Origin of the sequence: Alteribacillus sp. YIM 98480 (assembly GCF_009765375.1) — a bacterium.
In the GTDB taxonomy this organism is placed as follows: domain Bacteria; phylum Bacillota; class Bacilli; order Bacillales; family Marinococcaceae; genus Alteribacillus.
This window is the reverse complement of record NZ_VTOK01000018.1, coordinates 69370-86063: the sequence shown is the minus strand read 5'-3', so window position 1 is coordinate 86063 and position 16694 is coordinate 69370. Positions and strand designations below refer to the sequence as shown.

Here is a 16694-nt window from a genome sequence, read left to right as displayed (position 1 = left end):
CGTCCTGTGACAACGCTGAACGGGCTTGCACAGGAGGTGTTGACTTTTGCGTTGCGACAGGACGTCGCTGTTTTAGCAAAAGTTCCTCTTTATCGTGTGCGCCTGAGCGGCTGGGCGCTGAAGCTAGACATCAAAAACGCCTACTATTTATAATTTCTTATCTATTGAAAAAAAGAGCCGTCCCATTAGGACCGCTCCACTTCCAGAAAAATTCTGCCATTTTTTTACCAAATTCTATTTTGCTTATTCCATTTATTATTTTGTTTAATATTACAAGTAAAGTTAATATGTTTTCGTCCAGCCTGACTTTGCCGTTTCTACTGTTATTCCTGGACACTCTTCCTGGGCTTCTTTGATCAGGCTGCTGTGATCCCCAAAATGAGGAAGGTGGGTTAAAAGAAGAGCGGGCACTTCCGCTAATCCTGCCAACTTTCCAGCTTCGACACTATTCATATGTCCAGCCGGCGCCCCGTCTTGTCCTTTATATAAACTGCATTCCGCTATCATTAATTGAGACCCTTTAGCTGCTTTTGCTAATTCCGGCATATACCCGGTATCAGCTGTATAAAAAAGCGTTGATCCGTCAGCTTCAATTTTCATCGCATAACAAGGAGCTGGATGAGTTGTTTTATAAAAAGAGAACATAAAGGGACCTAATTGGAGTTGTTCATTCGGTGAATAAGCATTCGCTTTTACAACATCTTTAAAAGAAAGTTTTTTAAAACCTTCTGCATCTTCCTGATGTCCATAAATGCCAAAAGGCTTCACACCTTTATTCGATATGTAAGGCTGCAGCAAACGAAAATAATGCAGGGCGCCAATATCTCCTATATGATCATTGTGATAATGAGAAATAACTACAGCATCTAATTCATCCAAGCTGCAATAATGTTGAAGCTGGGAAACAACCCCGCTCCCGCAGTCAATTAATACACGATAATTGTTATGTTCCACTAAGTAGCCGGAAGCTGCTTCTCCTTTTTGTGGAAATGCATGCCAGTACCCTACCACCGTTACTTTCATTCCATAACCTCCTGAATTTTCTAAGTAAAGATCTTATACAATCTATTGAAACAAATGACCGCTTCTTTTTAAATCCCCCCTCTGATTAGAAACCGTTTTAAGGGGGGGATTTGTATGCCTTTCTTTATTAAACAATATTTTTTGCGAAATCGATAAAATAGTCCAGCGCTTTCTTATTACCGACAGAATCAATATTAACTGCTTTTTCAAAAGGAACATCCATTAATATTTTTTTAATAGGAACTTCAAGTTTTTTTCCATTCAATGTTCTTGGAACTTCTTGAATTTCATAGATGTCGTTTGGAATGTGTCTTGGAGAACAAGTTTCTTTAATTTGTTTATTTATCTTATTTTTAAGGGTGTCATCAAGGTTTATTCCTTTTTCTAAAACGACAAACAGCGGCATAAAATCCTTTCCGTTGTGATTGCTTACATCTACAATGAGACTGTCTGTCACCCCTTTGATGCTCTCGACCGCACTGTAAATTTCACTTGTTCCCATTCTAATGCCGCCCCGGTTGATGGTTGAATCAGAACGTCCGTAAATCTGACAGCTTCCGTCTTGATTTATTTTAATCCAATCCCCGTGCCTCCATACGCCGGTATACGTAGAAAAATAACTGTCCAAGTACCTTTTATTTCCCTCATCGTTCCAGAAATACAAAGGCATAGAAGGCATTGGCTCACTAATGATGAGTTCTCCAACTTCATCTGTTATCGGTGTTCCTTTTTCATCATAAGCTTCCACTTTTGCACCTAATGCACGGCATTGAATATTTCCAGCATGAACGGGGTGAAAAGGGGAACCCGTTACAAACGCTGAACAAACATCGGTCCCCCCGCTTGTAGAAAAGAGCCACAGATCTGATTTCACATTTTCATACACCCACTGAAAACCTTCAGGAGGGAGAGGTGAGCCTGTAGACCCGATACTCATTAATTTATCTAAGTTAAATTGTTCTTTTGGTTTCAGACCATTTTTTCTGCAAGCAAGCAAAAAGCTTGCACTTGTCCCTAATACTTTCATGTCTGTATCCTCTGCAAATTTCCATACCGTATCTAAACTGGGGTATCCAGGATTACCATCGTACAATAGGATCGTGGATTGGTTCAAAAGACCGCCCACTAATAAGTTCCACATCATCCAGCCTGTCGTAGTAAACCAGAAAAAACGATCCCCTTTATGAAGGTCCATATGAAGTACTAACTGTTTTAAATGTTCAATGATGATCCCGCCTTGGCCCTGTACAATGGCTTTAGGAAGTCCAGTTGTACCTGAAGAATATAAAACCCATAACGGATGATCAAACGGTAACGGTTCATAAGTAAGTGAGGCGTCTTTATGATCTTCCATAAACTGCTCCCATAGTACAGCTTCATGTAATGTAGCGGCATTCGGATTTTCTTGTAAGTAAGGCAGTAATATCGTCTTTTCTAAGGACGGAATACCGTTCTGTATTTCTTTTACAGTGGACATGCGGTCAAAATCTTTTCCGCCGTACCGATACCCATCAACCGTAATCAACACTTTTGGCTCAATTTGCTTAAACCGATCAATAACCGTCGGGCTCCCAAAGTCCGGAGAACAACTAGACCAAACCGCGCCAATGCTTGCACAGGCTAAAAACGCAACAACCGTTTCTGCTATGTTTGGCATATAAGCAACGATCCTGTCGCCAGATTTCACACCAGCAGATTTTAGCCCGGATGCAAAAGAAGCGGTTTTGTCGTATAATTCTTGCCACGTCATATGTTCGAGCGGTCGGACTTCTGATTGCGAAATGATAGCGCTGTCACTTGGATTAAAATGACGAAAAACTTGTTCCGTATAATTTAATTTCGCTCCCTCAAACCATTTACTCCCTGGCATTTTCCGCTCTTCTAGTACGCGTATATATGATGCAGAAGCTTTAATGTCAAAAAATTCCCATAATGTTTCCCAGAAACGTTCGATATCTGTTACAGACCAATCCAGTAATTCTTCGTAATTTTTAAAATCCAGAGTCTTTTCTTCATACAGCCAATTCATATAGCGCTGCATGTTGGATTGTTTTTTCAATAATGCTGGCGGTTCCCATAATAAAGCGCCTTCTTTTACTGGTGCCATTTTGAATTTCTCCCTTCATTTACAAAATAACTATTTCACTCATTGTTTACGTATTATTTCGCAAAAAATTTTCTCCCTTTTAAAAATCAAGATAAGAAAATATTTCACGTTCCTCTCCGTACCACAGCGAAGAATTTGAAAGGTCGATAAAACGTCTTTCATCCTCGAGCAATTCTTTTGCTGCTTTTTTTCCTTCAGGACTGCGGCGGCTCTCTTTAAGATCCTCTAAACTTTCCCACCACAATTCAGCCACTCCATCGAATGGTGCTGAAACAGCGCCTCGGGGCGAACGGATACTTTCTTGTTCATTAGCATCTTCTAGTACAGGAATTTGAGTATATTTTTTTATTCTAAGGGCTAAAGCATGTTTATGTACAAGAGAAGCATGTGTTTCATGCCAGTATTGATTAAATTCTTGTCGCGATAAATGGGACAGCTTTTTAACACAAAAGGTCATTTTCAGCATGACTTTTCCCCCTTTTCAAGTTGATCGTTTATTCTTTTCTAAACTTTGAAGGAAAAATAGAAGCTATGTTTTCGTAAATCAATAAAGTTCAAAAAATCATCATTTATATCAATATTCTTCGTAGGTTTTTCGTTCTCCTTTCTTTTCTAAAATTTTATATTTTCACTCTAATTCTCTTGCTATCTTCTCATTGGCAACATCTTCTCTGTTTTTTTAAATAACCTTTAGCAATGTTAAATGTTACTAAGAAAAGTGCAAGCGCCTTGCTCACGAGCGACAGGTCCTAGAGGGGCTCCATATGGAAAGCTGTCTTTGCTTTCCATTGACGAACCGAAGGAATCTCGAGCGAGTAGGCGCTGAAGCTAGACATCCAAAAACGCCAACTATTTATAATTTCTTACCTTTAAAGAAAAAAACGCCCCATCGCAATGGGACGTTTTCTTCTTATGCTTCTTTTGGATATACGCTTACTTGCTTGCGCTTTTTACCAAGACGTTCGAATTTAACTACTCCGTCTACTTTAGAGAAAAGAGTGTCATCTCCGCCTTTTCCTACGTTTTCTCCAGGATATACGCGAGTTCCGCGCTGGCGTACAAGAATAGAGCCGCCTGTTACGAACTGACCATCTCCGCGCTTCGCACCAAGGCGCTTGGAAATAGAGTCACGGCCGTTCTTTGTACTACCAACCCCTTTTTTCTGAGCGAAAAATTGAAGGTTCAATTTCAACATCTGACTCACCTCCTATACATTTGAAATTTTTATATGCTCACCGTATTCCTCGGCGATCGTTTCAAGAGAAATCAGCATGCCTTCTAAAAGCAGCTGAACTTCTTCCCTGACGCGCCCCTTTACGTCATCGGGCACGGCGCAGCGAAGATATCCTCCATCATTTTTCATATCCACGTCAAGTTCAACATCACAAAGAGCAGCAATAGCATTGACAGAACCAAAAGATACCGCAGATGCCCCGGCACAAACTAAGTCGTAACCGTACGGACCAGCATCAGCGTGTCCGGACATCGAAAAAGCAGTGACCTCTCCATTGCTGCTTCGGTCTACGCTGACTTCAATCATAGCGCGCAGGCCTTATGCTTCGATTTTATCGATAACAACTTTGGTGTATGGTTGACGATGGCCGATTTTACGACGATAGTTCTTTCTTCTCTTGAACTTCCATACCGTAATTTTCTTTTGACGTCCATGCTTATCTACTTTGGCAGTGACTTTAGCGCCGTCCACGTATGGGGACCCGACTTTCACATCATCTCCGCCAACAAATACAACATTATCAAAAGTAACAGCATCACCTGCAGAAGCGTCCAGTTTTTCTACATAGATCTCCTGGCCTTCTTCTACTTTTACTTGCTTTCCACCAGTTTCAATGATTGCGTACATGTAATATGCACCTCCTATGACTAAGACTCGCCAATACAGGTGCCTAGACGGTCTTAAACCTGCATTTGAGCGGTTGTAGTTTGGGTGCGAGCCAAACAACTAACAGACAAAATCATATCATACGGCCACCCTAGTGTCAACAGAGGTTCCGCCCCGGCATTGTTTCATTCTCTTATGGATTAGAGCGCTTTTCTGCCTCTTCTGCCGTACCGGTAAACCGAATATGAATGCCGTCCTTAGCGGGGTGCGCAAGAAAATATAAAACAAACGGATAACGTTCTTCCCACTTTTTTAAGAGAGCTTTTCCTTGTTCGTTCAGCCAGTTAAACACCCGAACCGGCAGCTCAAGCACCATAGCTTCTGCCTCTAATTCTCTATGTTCGTGAATGATGCGTTCCACCCGGTAAGCCATAGCTTCTTCAGAAAGAAGACGTCCGCTCCCCCTGCAGACTTCACAATTAGAAAACTGCGAGTCAGCTAAGCTGCGCCTTACTTTTTTCCTGGTCATCTCGACGAGACCAAACGAACTCATATCCCCTACATTTGTTTTCGTATGATCTTCTGTAAGGGCATGTTTTAAGGCAGAGACTACTTTTTGTTTATTTTTATTTTGTTTCATATCGATAAAATCAATAACGATAATTCCTGATATGTCTCTAAGCCTTAATTGGCTTGCAATCTCATAAGCCGCTTCCGTATTTGTTTTTCGTATGGTCTCTTCGAGGTCAGATCGTCCTGTAAAACGTCCCGTGTTCACATCAATAACGGTCAGTGCTTCGGTTTTTTCAATCATTAAAAACCCGCCGCTTTTCAGCCAAACTTTTGGTTTGAGGGCTTTATCAAGGTCTTTTTCTATGCCCTCGGCAGAAAAAATATTCTCTTTTCCTTTGTAATGAAAAACCTTTTTTATGTCCTCTTCTTCAAAACGTAATAACCGCTTTATATAGCGAACATCTGGAAAATGATCGACCACAATCCGGTCCATATTTTCAAAAGCATAATCTCGCAGAAGCCTTTCTATTATTCCACCATCTTGATAAATAAGAGCGGGCGCTCGCTTCGTTTCTGCAGTTCGCAATACAGAATGCCAGTCTTCTCTTAGGTAAAATATATCTTGCTCGACTATTTTTTCGGAACGATTTTCACAGCTTGTACGAACTACAATACCTTCTCTATCTTCTAGCATAGAACGTACCTGGCTTCTCCAATGCTCTCTTATATCCTCTGAAGACATTCGCTTAGAAACACCGATGTATCCGCCTTCTGGCATAAACACTGTGTACTTGCCGGGCAGCGATACATTTTCAGTTAAACGTGCTCCTTTGTCGCCGAATTCTTCTTTTGTGACTTGGACGATGATTTCCTGGCCTTGTGTAATAAATTCAGAAATACTGCGTTTTTCTTTTTCTATTTCAGATTCTTTTAACTGTTTGTAACCGACTAGCTCATTTCTATGCAAAAAACCGTTTTTCTCGCGGCCAATATCTACAAATGCTGCTTCCATGCCAGGCAGTACATCTTTTACTCTTCCTTTATAAATGCTTCCTGCAATTCGTTCATCCGTAGATCTTTCCATATATAGTTCGATTACTTTTCCATTCTTTTTGACCGCAGCCCGCCTTTCCGTGGTTGCGGTATTGAAAATAAGTTCAAACATTGCTGCACCTCATTTTAATCATCCTATGCATGCCTTGTACGCACCTAAGCGGATCGTACATTATATTACAGTATGTTCTATTTTTTCATTTAACAAAAGGTTTTCTTTCATCCTCTAAAAGCAGGTCTCTTATTTTGACCATACCCATTCTTTTCTTGGTGATTGCTTCAAGGATATACGATTCCGACAATGTTTGTCCATTTTCTAAAATATAAAATTGACATCTTTCTTTTTTGCATATTGTCTTCGCTGCATCCATCGGCCGTTGATGCCAGGATATTTTTTCGGTAACTGCAGAACAGCCGCTATTTTCATTGGTACGCTCTAGCAAAAATCGAAAAAAACTATAAGGCTGCTGTTTCCACTCCGTATAATGAACGGTAATAAAAAAAATCAGAAGAATCCATGCTTGAAGATGCAAAGGAAAGAACCATAAGAAAAGAACTGCAATACTGCATAACAGCAAACATGATGTTTTCCACATTCGTTTTTGTGCTTGATAAAAAGGAAAGCGCGAGGTAAACCAGCAAAATAAAAGTTTCCCGCCATCAAGCGGCCACACTGGCAGCAGATTAAAACAGAAGAGTGTAAGATTATAATGAAGAAAAAGAACGTGGTCGGCCTCATGCCAATACGGCATTTTAAGCAGCAGAAAAGATAAAGCAATGAGAGGCAGGTGTACGATCGGACCTGCAGCCGCAACCATTGCTTCTTCTCGAATAGGACGATTTCCATGTTCTGCTGTTTCCATCACTCCTCCAAAAGGGAGCAATTCAATTTTTTTAATTCTCCAATTGTAATGAAGAGCGGCTGCTGCGTGGCCTAATTCGTGCAAAAGGACAATTAGAAATAACAGCAAAAGTTCATAAAAGAAACCAGTAAAGACTGCTGCTGCAGACACTACCCAGAACAAGGGATGAAAACGTATCAATTTAAATTGATTAATCAAAAGCGATCACGTCCACCGGATCAATGTATTCATTATTCTCTTTAATAGCTAAGGAAAAGCGCCCGCTCCCTTCTTCAGTGTCTACTGTTCCTAACACCGTTCCTGTAGAAACGTGATCATAAAGCTTCACCTCCACATTATCCATCATCCCATACCAGGATTCTCCGCCTTCGTAATGCTGGACAGCCACAGCAAGATCCCACTCTTCATGAGGACCGGTGTGAACAACTACTCCACCTTTTATCGCTTCTATGCTTTCATCTTTACCCGTTTCAAGAACGATCCCTTTTCCGTTTTCAGAAAAACTTTCCGCCACTGTTCCTGATACTGGGACGGCAAAAGAGTCCGTTGATTCACTGACTGGCTGCTGAGGAGTGTTCTCTAAATTATCTTGAAAAGGAAGAAAGGCAAGCGGACTTCCAAACCTTTCTTCATACCACGCTGTAGCGGCTGCAAACGGAAATTCTTCTTCAAAGGAGGTAGTAATGTATTGTCTCGCCCCTTCAAAGGCAGGATGCGAGGATTGAAATAGTATCCCTATCAATAAAAACAGAGTAGCTGCAATTAAACTTTGCAGCACCCAGGCTCCCCCGCGTTTATCCGGCCTGTCCATCGCTTTTTCTTGATCACTCCATTTATAAAATTCTGGTTCATGATAAGGTGCATCACTATGATGAGGATAAAATTCATACGATGAAGACTGATCTCTTTCTCTCGTCCATTCACGTTTTTTTCTTTTGTTTTCGATTTGCCGGCGAACTTTATTTATATTCTTGTCCATCCCTGTTCTTCCCCCTTTTCTCATACACAGATGTATTGTATATAGTTTGTTTCATTCCCTTGCGAAAGTATATGTTAGAAAGGGAAAGAACTATGACAAAAATAAAGAATTGCTCGTCCGAACAGGTACTTCTAAAGAGGAAGGGATTAATCTCAGCTGCCGATTCGTTACAGCGGAAATCGTCGTTTCGCTTATATTTTATTTTGTAAGAAAAGCGCAAGCGCCCTGGTCAGCCGCGACAGGTTCTGGAGCTTTCGCGCAGGGTCGCCTGCGGCCCGGAGTCGAAAGGGAAGAAACCCCGAGCGGCTGGGCGCTGAAGCTAGACATCAAAAACGCCAAAATGTATGCTTTCTTACCCAATAAACGTAAAAAGTTGACCGCTCTTAAGCGGTCAACTTTTATTAAACTGGTTTATTGATTTTCAGCAAACGTTTTAATGCGTTCTCCTATTTCATCACGGACACGTTGGAAAACGGCCCATTTTTCTTCTTCTGAACCTTCCGCTTGTGCAGGATCGTCAAACCCCCAGTGCTCTCTTTTCACATGAGGAGGTGTGGTTGGACACACATCATTAGCATGACCGCAAAGAGTCACTACCATATCTGCTTTGTTTAACAGCTCTGGATCAATCGTATCCGAAGTATGATTAGAAATATCAATTTCCACTTCTTTCATTGCTTTTACCGCTTTCGGATTAACGCCATGCGCTTCAATACCGGCAGAGTATACGTCCCATCCTTCTAAATACTTTTTTCCAAATCCTTCTGCCATTTGGCTGCGGCAAGAATTGCCAGTGCACAGAAAATACATTATTTTTTTATTACTCATTGTTCATTCTCTCCTTTATTAACCAATAATTAAAAGCCAAATATATAACCCAGCCAATGTAATAAACAAGGTTGGTATCGTAATAACAATCCCGACTTTAAAATAATAGCCCCAGCTGATTTTTACGCCTTTTGTCGAGAGAACGTGCAGCCAAAGCAAGGTGGCAAGCGATCCAATCGGGGTAATTTTCGGACCGAGATCAGAGCCGATCACATTCGCATAAATCATCGCTTCACGAAGGGCTCCAACCGAATCCGTATCAGCAATTGCCAAAGCATTGATCATAACAGTCGGCATATTATTCATGATGGAAGATAAAAACGCTGCAACAAAGCCTGTGACGATCGTGGCAGAAAATAGTCCTTGATCTGCGGCAAGTTCCAGACCGGACGCAAGCACATCTGTTAATCCTGCGTTGCGAAGACCATAAACGACAACGTACATGCCAATCGAAAATACTACAATTTCCCATGGAGCACCCTTCATAACTGCTGATGTCTCCACAGCCGGGCTTTTCCGCGCCATGAGTACAAAGAAAATCGCTATTAGTCCTGCTATAAAGGAAACAGGAAATGCTTCTGCTTCACCAGTTACCGGGTTTTGCCAAGGAATAAATTCACTGACAAAATAGCCGATTAAAAGCAAGCTGAGCACAAGCCAAGATAAACGGAACATTTTTAAATCTTGGATTGCTTCTGCCGGTTTTTTTAAATCCTCCATTTTATAAGAAGATGGAATATCTTTTCGAAAATAGATATAAAGCACAATAATGCTAGCGATTAGAGCAAACAGGTTAGGCACAATCATTCTTGACGCATATTCTACAAACCCGATGCCAAAATAATCAGCAGAAACGATATTGACAAGGTTGCTTACAATAAATGGAAGGCTTGTCGTATCAGCAATAAATCCACTTGCCATTACAAACGGAAGGACCATTGCTTCTTTAAAATTTAACGCCCGCACCATTGCAAGTACAATTGGCGTTAAAATAAGAGCAGCACCGTCATTTGCAAACAAAGCTGCTACAACCGCTCCTAGTACAGCGACATAAATAAACATTTTCACACCGCTGCCGTTAGCGATTCGGGCCATATGTAAAGCAGCCCATTCAAAAAATCCAATTTCGTCAAGTATTAATGAAATAATGATTACTGCAATAAAAGTTAATGTTGCGTTCCAAACAATGTTGGTAACATCTCCGACATCTGAAAAAGTGACTACACCAGCTAAGAGAGCCACTACTGCCCCTATGGAAGCAGACCAGCCGATGGAAAGCCCCTTCGGCTGCCAGATGACGAATACAAGTGTTACCAAAAAAATGAACACAGCTATCGTTACATCTGTCATCTGTCTCTATCTCCCTTATGATGATTTCTCTCCACAAGTATTATCTGCGAGTGCCGCACCAAACAATACGGTTCCCGCTTCTTTCTAAATCCTCCAGCTTTTCTTTTTGCGAAGGCAGCTGGCTGATCAAGCTTTCAACCAACGGATAAAGTTCATTTTCCTTGTTTAAAGAATAAAAGACCCACTGTCCCCTTCTTTCTTCAAGCACTGCTCCTGCGTCACGCAGTTTTCGTAAGTGCTGGCTGATGGACGGCTGGCTCATATTAAAAATTTCAGTAAATTCACATACACAGCACTCGCCTTCCGCCAAAAGCGCAACCATCGTCAATCTCGTTTTATCTCCAAGCAGCTTTAATATCGGAGCTGCTTTTTCAATTGGTACCTCGGCCTTCGTTTTCATAGGAAACCTCCCTTCTCTGCTTCATCTTGAAATATATTTTCTTATGGCTTATTATAATATAAGTAAATAGTTATATGTCAATAAGTAAATATTTTTAACGAAAGGACGTATGGAAATGAAATTAGAGATTTTCGATCCAGCCCTTTGCTGTCCTACAGGCGTTTGCGGTCCAGATGTTGACCCTGCACTAACCCGGATTGCTTCTGACTTACACATTTTAAAAAATAAAGGGATTGATATACACCGTTACAATCTTGCCCAAGAACCAGACCCATTTGTGCAAAAGCAAGATATTAGTAAGTTAATGGAAGAAAAAGGAACCGATATTCTTCCGATTACTATGTTAGACGGAGAAATTGTAAAATCAGGAGAATACCCTTCAAGAACGGAACTAAGCGAATGGCTGGGGATTTCTCAAGAAACATTACAAAAAGGAAGCAAACCATCAAAAGTCGACATTTCTATTAACTAAAGGAGCCATACTAGATGCGTTTTGAACGAAAACATCTGCCTCAAACAAAGCACTTATTTTTTACTGGAAAAGGCGGCGCCGGTAAAACATCAACCGCAGCTGCTTCCGCTATTGCGCTTGCTGATGAAGGAAAGAATGTTCTCATTGTTAGTACAGATCCTGCTTCTAACCTTCAGGATGTCTTTGACATGGAACTTTCTAACAAACAAACTGCTGTTTTTGGCATAAACGGTTTATTTGCGATTAATATTGATCCAGAAGAAGCTGCACGAGCATATCGGGAAAAAATGGTCGGTCCTTATCGCGGCAAACTGCCCAAAGCAGCTATTGAAAGTATGGAAGAACAGCTCTCAGGGGCTTGTACAGTAGAAATTGCTGCATTTGACGAGTTTACGAGTGTACTTGCTTCTCCTGAAACGAATGAAGCATTTGATCATATCATTTTTGATACAGCTCCTACCGGTTATACTTTACGATTATTGCAGCTCCCGACAGCATGGAGCGACTTTCTTGATAACAGTACACACGGGGCTTCATGCCTTGGTCCGATGGCTGGCTTGCAGGAAAAAGAAAATTTGTATAATCAAACGGTCAAAACTCTTGCAGACCCAGAGAAAACATCCCTATTTCTCATTGCCCGGCCTGAACAGTCTTCGCTAACAGAAGCAGGCCGTGCTAGTGCGGAATTGAATGAGCTTGGCATTGCCAATCAATTTCTGCTTTTAAACGGAGTTCACCCGTTTACAGACAGTCCAGATAAAATTGCTGCAGAGTATATTCGCCGCCAGCAGCAAGCATTAAGCGAATTACCAAAGTCACTAGAGCCTTTGCCACACTATCATATACCGCTATTCCCAGAAAATATCGAAGGAGTAAAAGGACTGCGCTCCCTATTACAAAAAGAAATACCTAAAACATATCACCCCATTGATAATTCTTTAACAGCGCCAGATCTGCCGGGGTTAAATAATCTGATCGATGATCTCATAAATCAGGATTCTCGTCTAATTTTGACGATGGGAAAAGGCGGTGTCGGCAAAACTGCCACAGCTGCAGAAATTGCATTAACCCTTGCAGAACGCGGACATTCTGTTCATTTGACAACGACCGATCCAGCTAATCACTTACATCATTCGCTTCGCGGGAAAAAACTTCCCTCTTCTATGACAGTAAGCAGTATCGATCCAGAAACAGAAACAAATACGTATAAACAAAATGTTCTAGCACGGGTAAGTGATGATCTCGACGAAGACAGTTTAGCCTATTTAAAGGAAGATTTAGATTCTCCTTGTACTGAAGAAATAGCGGTGTTTCATGCCTTTGCAAAAACGGCAGCACGAGCTGAAAATGAATTTGTCGTATTAGATACAGCCCCAACCGGGCACACCTTATTACTGCTTGATGCAGCAGAGTCGTATCATCAAGAAGTTCTACGCTCTCAAGGAGAGCTTCCAGCGGAGGTTAAAGAACTTTTGCCGCGTTTACGAGATAGAGAACAGACGGCAGTATTAATTATTACACTTCCAGAAACGACGCCGGTGCTCGAAGCAGAAAGGCTGGAGACAGACCTTAACCGCGCAGGGATGAAGCCAGCCTGGTGGATTATTAATCATAGTTTTTTGGCTTCTCATACAAAGGATCCTGTGTTAGCAGGTCGAGCCGCTCAAGAAATGAAATGGATAACGAGGACAAGGGAAAATCACAAAAATCGAACCTGCCTCGTTCCATATAAGCCAGAATAGTGTACAGCTGTTAATTGCCGGCTATCGAACGCAATTCCGTGATTCATTGAGCATTAAAAATGAGTTTTTTCGAAAAAACGACTTGCCATCAAGTCTAGATGGCATAACTACGATAACAACAAAGCGGGTTGGAGTAGATGTTGCGCTTGTGCCCCGAGGGTAGTATAAAATAACAATAAAAGAACTGGCCTTTAGGCCAGCTCTTTTATTGTTTCTCATGTGCGGCTCGTTTCTTCCCGCACTCTTGCTTTTTCAAATATCAACGTCATTTGAGTCGTATATCGTTTCAAAGCGTCATCATCTGCAGCATGTTTTACTTTTTCTTGCAGCTCATCAATTTTATCTTTCTCTTCTGCCGACAAATAGTCATATTCCGTAGTCATCAAGGATCTTCCCTCCTTTTTTTACCAAACTCGGATTTTCTCTACATTTGTCATTATGGCAATTTCTATCTTTTTTAGACGTATTTCGTGCTTCTTAAAAAAAATGGAAAATGAAATGGATTCTTCTATGAGAATAAACCAGACTGAAGTTCTGCGCGCGAGGAAAAAGAGGACAATTTATTTCAAACTTATTTTCTTCTCAAAATATACCATACATTCTTACGTAAAGTAAATTATTTCGTTTGATGAAATAAACAGCAAAAGGAGCTATCCCTGACATATTGGATGCTCCTTTTTAATAAGAAAAGCGCAAGCACCTTGCTCTTGAGCGACAAGTCCTGGAGGGGCGCATATGGAAAGCTGATCTTTGCTTTCCATTGACGGACCGAAGAAATCGAGTAGGCGCTGAAGCTAGACATCTAAAACGCCAACTATTTAATAACCTTTTTAAAAAAAATTATTCCATACCATTGCTAAAAGGTTATCTGAAGGGGATGCATGTAATAGTAGTGTCCATTTCTCAGTTTCAGAAAGCCCCCTTTACAGCAATTTATGAGCAGCACGTAATAGTGTGTGAATGATTTTCTTTTGAATCCGCTATCGTATAGAAAAATTCCCATTCATTTCCATCCGGGTCGGTTATCCAAAATTTGTCTTGAAGCGCATAACAGCAAGTGGTATTCATTTCATCTCTTGAAAAATATCCTTTTTCCTCCAGACGTTTTTTATGATATATTATGGCGTCTTTATTTTCTAGCTGTATACCGAAATGGCCAACCTGATTTCCTTCTACTTTTTCACTTTTATTTAACGTAAAATTTACTGGAACTTCAGCAGGCATAAATTTGGCGTAATCCTCTTTTTTCTTAACAGGTCCCTCCTCGAACACTTCCTCGTAAAAACGAATCGATTTTTCTAAATCAGTGACATTTAACCCAACGTGAATCATGTAAAGTCCTCCTCTTTTCATCAATTTTTTTTGATTAATTTATTTTAGAAAAACACGGCTTTCCTCCAAGTACTTATGGCGAATGCCGTAGTTATCCCTTAAGCATAGTTTAATTTTTTCTTAAAGTATTAGAGAACTTAGCTTTATTGCCAAGTCTTAACCTCGTTGTTTGTCAGAATTACGTTTAGCACCTTTGCGAAACAAACAACACAGCTCTTCAGATAAAATATGGTTCACTTCTGTTTCATTAAGCTTATAATAACTCCAAGTACCTTTTGTTTCCTTTAAAATAAATCCTGCATCTAATAATATTTTCAAGTGGTAAGACAATTTAGACTGAGACAGATCGAATATATCAGTTAAATCACAAACACAAACACTATCATGTCTCGTAAGTTCATGCATAATTTCAAGACGCTTTACATCAGCCAGCGCTTTAAATTTCTTTTGATAGCTTTTAAAGGAAATATTAGATTTACTAATATCTTTTAGCGGCAAAGATTTCATTGGAATCCCCTTAATCAATTTTTTTTGATTTAATGATAGTATATAGAAAACTTTGTCAGAATGCAAGAAAAAACTGCTTCCTTTTTTTAGAGGAAGCAGTAATAAAACGTCAAGCTTTTAAACCTAACATGCTTTTCACTTTAGAAAAGAAGCTTTTCTTTTGATCTATTGCCATAAGCGGCACAGATTCCCCGAGAATTCTTCTGGCTATATTTCGATAGCCGAGGGAAGCACGGCTGTTAGGATTCATTACAATCGGCTCTCCTTTGTGGGCCGCTTTCAATACTTCTTCATCATCTACGATCATGCCAAGCAGATCAATCGCGAGAGTAGAAACGACATCATCTACATCGAGCATATCTCCTTCATTAATCCGCCTCACTCGATTTACTACGAGTTTTGGAGGTGCCATTTCTTCTTGCTCAAGCAGCCCAACAATACGGTCGGCATCACGAACGGCAGACGTATCAGGCGTAGTAACGACAATCGCTTGATCTGCTCCCGATACAGCATTTTTGTAGCCTTGCTCAATGCCAGCCGGACAATCAATAATAATATAATCATAATCAGGCTTTAGCTCTTCAATCATCTGCTTCATCTGCTCTGTACTTACTGCTGATTTATCACTCGTTTGTGCAGCCGGCAGTAAATGAAGACAGTCAAATCGTTTATCTTTTATCAGCGCCTGTTGAACCCTGCATCTTCCTTCTGCTGCGTCAACAAGGTCATAAATGATGCGGTTTTCAAGCCCCATCACAACATCAAGGTTACGCAAACCAATGTCTGTGTCTACCAGACAAATGTGTTTTCCTTGCAGAGCAAGCGCGGTACCTATATTAGCTGAAGTAGTAGTTTTTCCTACACCGCCTTTTCCAGATGTGATAACAATTGCCTCTCCCAATGCAATTCCTCCTTCCAAACGTCAAGAGAGCTTCCCAGTCATTACGTACTCAAAGTTTCTCCTTGTTTCGCTGCAGCTGCTGACTGAAACTGATTTAAAAGTCTGGTTTTTTCAAAAGAAATTTCCAGATCCTGATTCGCTATGTAAGCATACACGGGTTCTCCAAATAAAGGCCCGCTTTCTTTTTTTTCATATCGACTAGGTGCATAAAAGATTGCATCGGAAATCGATATTTGATGCGGGGCCATAACGGAAGCACAAACAACAGAAGTTTCTCTGCCTTCGACTCCGGCTCTTGCAATACCTTTTAAGGTGCCAAGAATATAAACATTACCAGTAGCCTCCACGATTCCTCCTGGATTTACATCACCAAGTAATAGGACGTCCCCTCTAATACGCAGAATTTGACCTGATCGTATAATTCTCGTAACAGCTGTTAGTCCTGTTTCTTCCCGTTCCCGTCTTGCTTCTTCTTTACTTATTACTTCCGAATGAAACTCTCCAACAAGAATCGATTCTGCTTCTTCTAAAAGATGTTTTATTTTTTCTTTTTGATGGTTTAATAAATAACGGTATCCCGCGTCAACCTTTACTTCCACTTCGGGACCGTCTCCAAACACCTGCTTATCGTTAGAAATTTTCTCTTTTAGCTCTTTCGTTAAATCGTCAAAAGAGCACTGATCATCAAGAATAACTGTCAGCCCTTCTTTTGTCCCTTTTATTGTAACTAAATTTTTTGCAGGTCCTGTACTCATCTGCTTCACCTCTGGAGCTTGAGCCATAA

At 40.7% G+C, this 16694-nt stretch carries 20 protein-coding genes and 1 other annotated feature; of the genes, 2 read left to right on the top strand and 18 right to left on the bottom strand.

What is annotated here, in order from left to right:
* Window positions 1-282: 282 nt before the first annotated feature.
* From FZF09_RS19275 to FZF09_RS19220, 12 genes are all read right to left on the bottom strand, one after another.
* Window positions 283-1023, bottom strand: coding sequence for an MBL fold metallo-hydrolase (locus tag FZF09_RS19275; RefSeq protein WP_158738219.1), 741 nt, complete (start codon window positions 1021-1023; stop codon window positions 283-285).
* 127 nt (window positions 1024-1150) lie between these two features.
* On the bottom strand, window positions 1151-3130 hold the full coding sequence (locus FZF09_RS19270; protein ID WP_158738218.1) for an acetoacetate--CoA ligase: 1980 nt from the start codon (window positions 3128-3130) through the stop codon (window positions 1151-1153).
* A 79-nt stretch (window positions 3131-3209) separates the two neighbouring features.
* On the bottom strand, window positions 3210-3596 hold the full coding sequence (locus tag FZF09_RS19265) for an EthD domain-containing protein (RefSeq protein ID WP_158738217.1): 387 nt from the start codon (window positions 3594-3596) through the stop codon (window positions 3210-3212).
* A gap of 444 nt (window positions 3597-4040) precedes the next feature.
* The gene (gene rpmA, locus FZF09_RS19260; RefSeq protein ID WP_091586821.1) at window positions 4041-4325 is read right to left on the bottom strand and encodes a 50S ribosomal protein L27; all 285 of its coding nucleotides are present in this window, start codon (window positions 4323-4325) and stop codon (window positions 4041-4043) included.
* 12 nt (window positions 4326-4337) lie between these two features.
* Window positions 4338-4670, bottom strand: coding sequence for a ribosomal-processing cysteine protease Prp (locus FZF09_RS19255; protein WP_158738216.1), 333 nt, complete (start codon window positions 4668-4670; stop codon window positions 4338-4340).
* Window positions 4671-4682: 12 nt separating this feature from the next.
* A complete protein-coding gene (gene rplU, locus FZF09_RS19250; RefSeq protein ID WP_091586823.1) occupies window positions 4683-4991 on the bottom strand; it encodes a 50S ribosomal protein L21 in 309 nt (102 codons plus the stop codon).
* Between the two features lie 13 nt (window positions 4992-5004).
* Window positions 5005-5076, bottom strand: a sequence feature (ribosomal protein L21 leader region).
* Between the two features lie 87 nt (window positions 5077-5163).
* On the bottom strand, window positions 5164-6648 hold the full coding sequence (locus FZF09_RS19245) for an Rne/Rng family ribonuclease (RefSeq protein WP_158738215.1): 1485 nt from the start codon (window positions 6646-6648) through the stop codon (window positions 5164-5166).
* 85 nt (window positions 6649-6733) lie between these two features.
* Window positions 6734-7597, bottom strand: a complete 864-nt coding sequence (locus FZF09_RS19240) for a M50 family metallopeptidase (RefSeq protein WP_158738214.1) — start codon at window positions 7595-7597, stop codon at window positions 6734-6736.
* Window positions 7590-8378 (bottom strand): M23 family metallopeptidase, encoded by a 789-nt coding sequence (locus FZF09_RS19235; protein ID WP_158738213.1) that lies wholly within the window; start codon window positions 8376-8378, stop codon window positions 7590-7592. Before FZF09_RS19235 ends, FZF09_RS19240 begins: the two co-directional genes overlap by 8 nt.
* A 411-nt stretch (window positions 8379-8789) precedes the next feature.
* Window positions 8790-9206 carry an arsenate reductase (thioredoxin) gene (gene arsC / locus FZF09_RS19230; protein WP_158738212.1) on the bottom strand — a complete coding sequence of 139 codons (417 nt, stop codon included), beginning with the start codon at window positions 9204-9206 and terminating at the stop codon, window positions 8790-8792.
* Window positions 9207-9224: 18 nt separating this feature from the next.
* A complete protein-coding gene (locus tag FZF09_RS19225) occupies window positions 9225-10556 on the bottom strand; it encodes an arsenic transporter (protein WP_158738211.1) in 1332 nt (443 codons plus the stop codon).
* Between the two features lie 40 nt (window positions 10557-10596).
* Window positions 10597-10956 (bottom strand): ArsR/SmtB family transcription factor, encoded by a 360-nt coding sequence (locus FZF09_RS19220; RefSeq protein WP_158738210.1) that lies wholly within the window; start codon window positions 10954-10956, stop codon window positions 10597-10599.
* A 115-nt stretch (window positions 10957-11071) separates the two neighbouring features.
* Between FZF09_RS19220 and arsD the strand changes: the two genes are divergently transcribed.
* On the top strand, window positions 11072-11428 hold the full coding sequence (gene arsD / locus FZF09_RS19215) for an arsenite efflux transporter metallochaperone ArsD (RefSeq protein WP_158738209.1): 357 nt from the start codon (window positions 11072-11074) through the stop codon (window positions 11426-11428).
* A 14-nt stretch (window positions 11429-11442) separates the two neighbouring features.
* Window positions 11443-13170 carry an arsenical pump-driving ATPase gene (arsA, locus tag FZF09_RS19210; protein ID WP_158738208.1) on the top strand — a complete coding sequence of 576 codons (1728 nt, stop codon included), beginning with the start codon at window positions 11443-11445 and terminating at the stop codon, window positions 13168-13170.
* Between the two features lie 215 nt (window positions 13171-13385).
* Here the strand turns inward: arsA and FZF09_RS19205 are convergent, their stop codons facing one another.
* The 6 genes from FZF09_RS19205 to minC all read right to left on the bottom strand — a co-directional run bounded on the left by FZF09_RS19205 (window position 13386) and on the right by minC (window position 16692).
* Window positions 13386-13556, bottom strand: a complete 171-nt coding sequence (locus FZF09_RS19205; protein ID WP_158738207.1) for a hypothetical protein — start codon at window positions 13554-13556, stop codon at window positions 13386-13388.
* Window positions 13557-13786: 230 nt separating this feature from the next.
* Complete coding sequence (locus FZF09_RS19200) at window positions 13787-13972, bottom strand: hypothetical protein (RefSeq protein ID WP_158738206.1); 186 nt, start codon at window positions 13970-13972, stop codon at window positions 13787-13789.
* 131 nt (window positions 13973-14103) lie between these two features.
* A complete protein-coding gene (locus FZF09_RS19195; RefSeq protein ID WP_370514510.1) occupies window positions 14104-14502 on the bottom strand; it encodes an ArsI/CadI family heavy metal resistance metalloenzyme in 399 nt (132 codons plus the stop codon).
* Window positions 14503-14658: 156 nt separating this feature from the next.
* Entirely contained in the window at window positions 14659-15009 is a 351-nt protein-coding gene (locus tag FZF09_RS19190) for an ArsR/SmtB family transcription factor (protein WP_158738204.1), read from the bottom strand.
* 109 nt (window positions 15010-15118) lie between these two features.
* Window positions 15119-15910: a septum site-determining protein MinD gene (gene minD / locus FZF09_RS19185; protein ID WP_158738203.1), complete on the bottom strand. Its 792-nt coding sequence runs from the start codon at window positions 15908-15910 to the stop codon at window positions 15119-15121.
* Between the two features lie 41 nt (window positions 15911-15951).
* Window positions 15952-16692, bottom strand: coding sequence for a septum site-determining protein MinC (minC, locus tag FZF09_RS19180; protein ID WP_158738202.1), 741 nt, complete (start codon window positions 16690-16692; stop codon window positions 15952-15954).
* Window positions 16693-16694 lie beyond the last annotated feature (2 nt).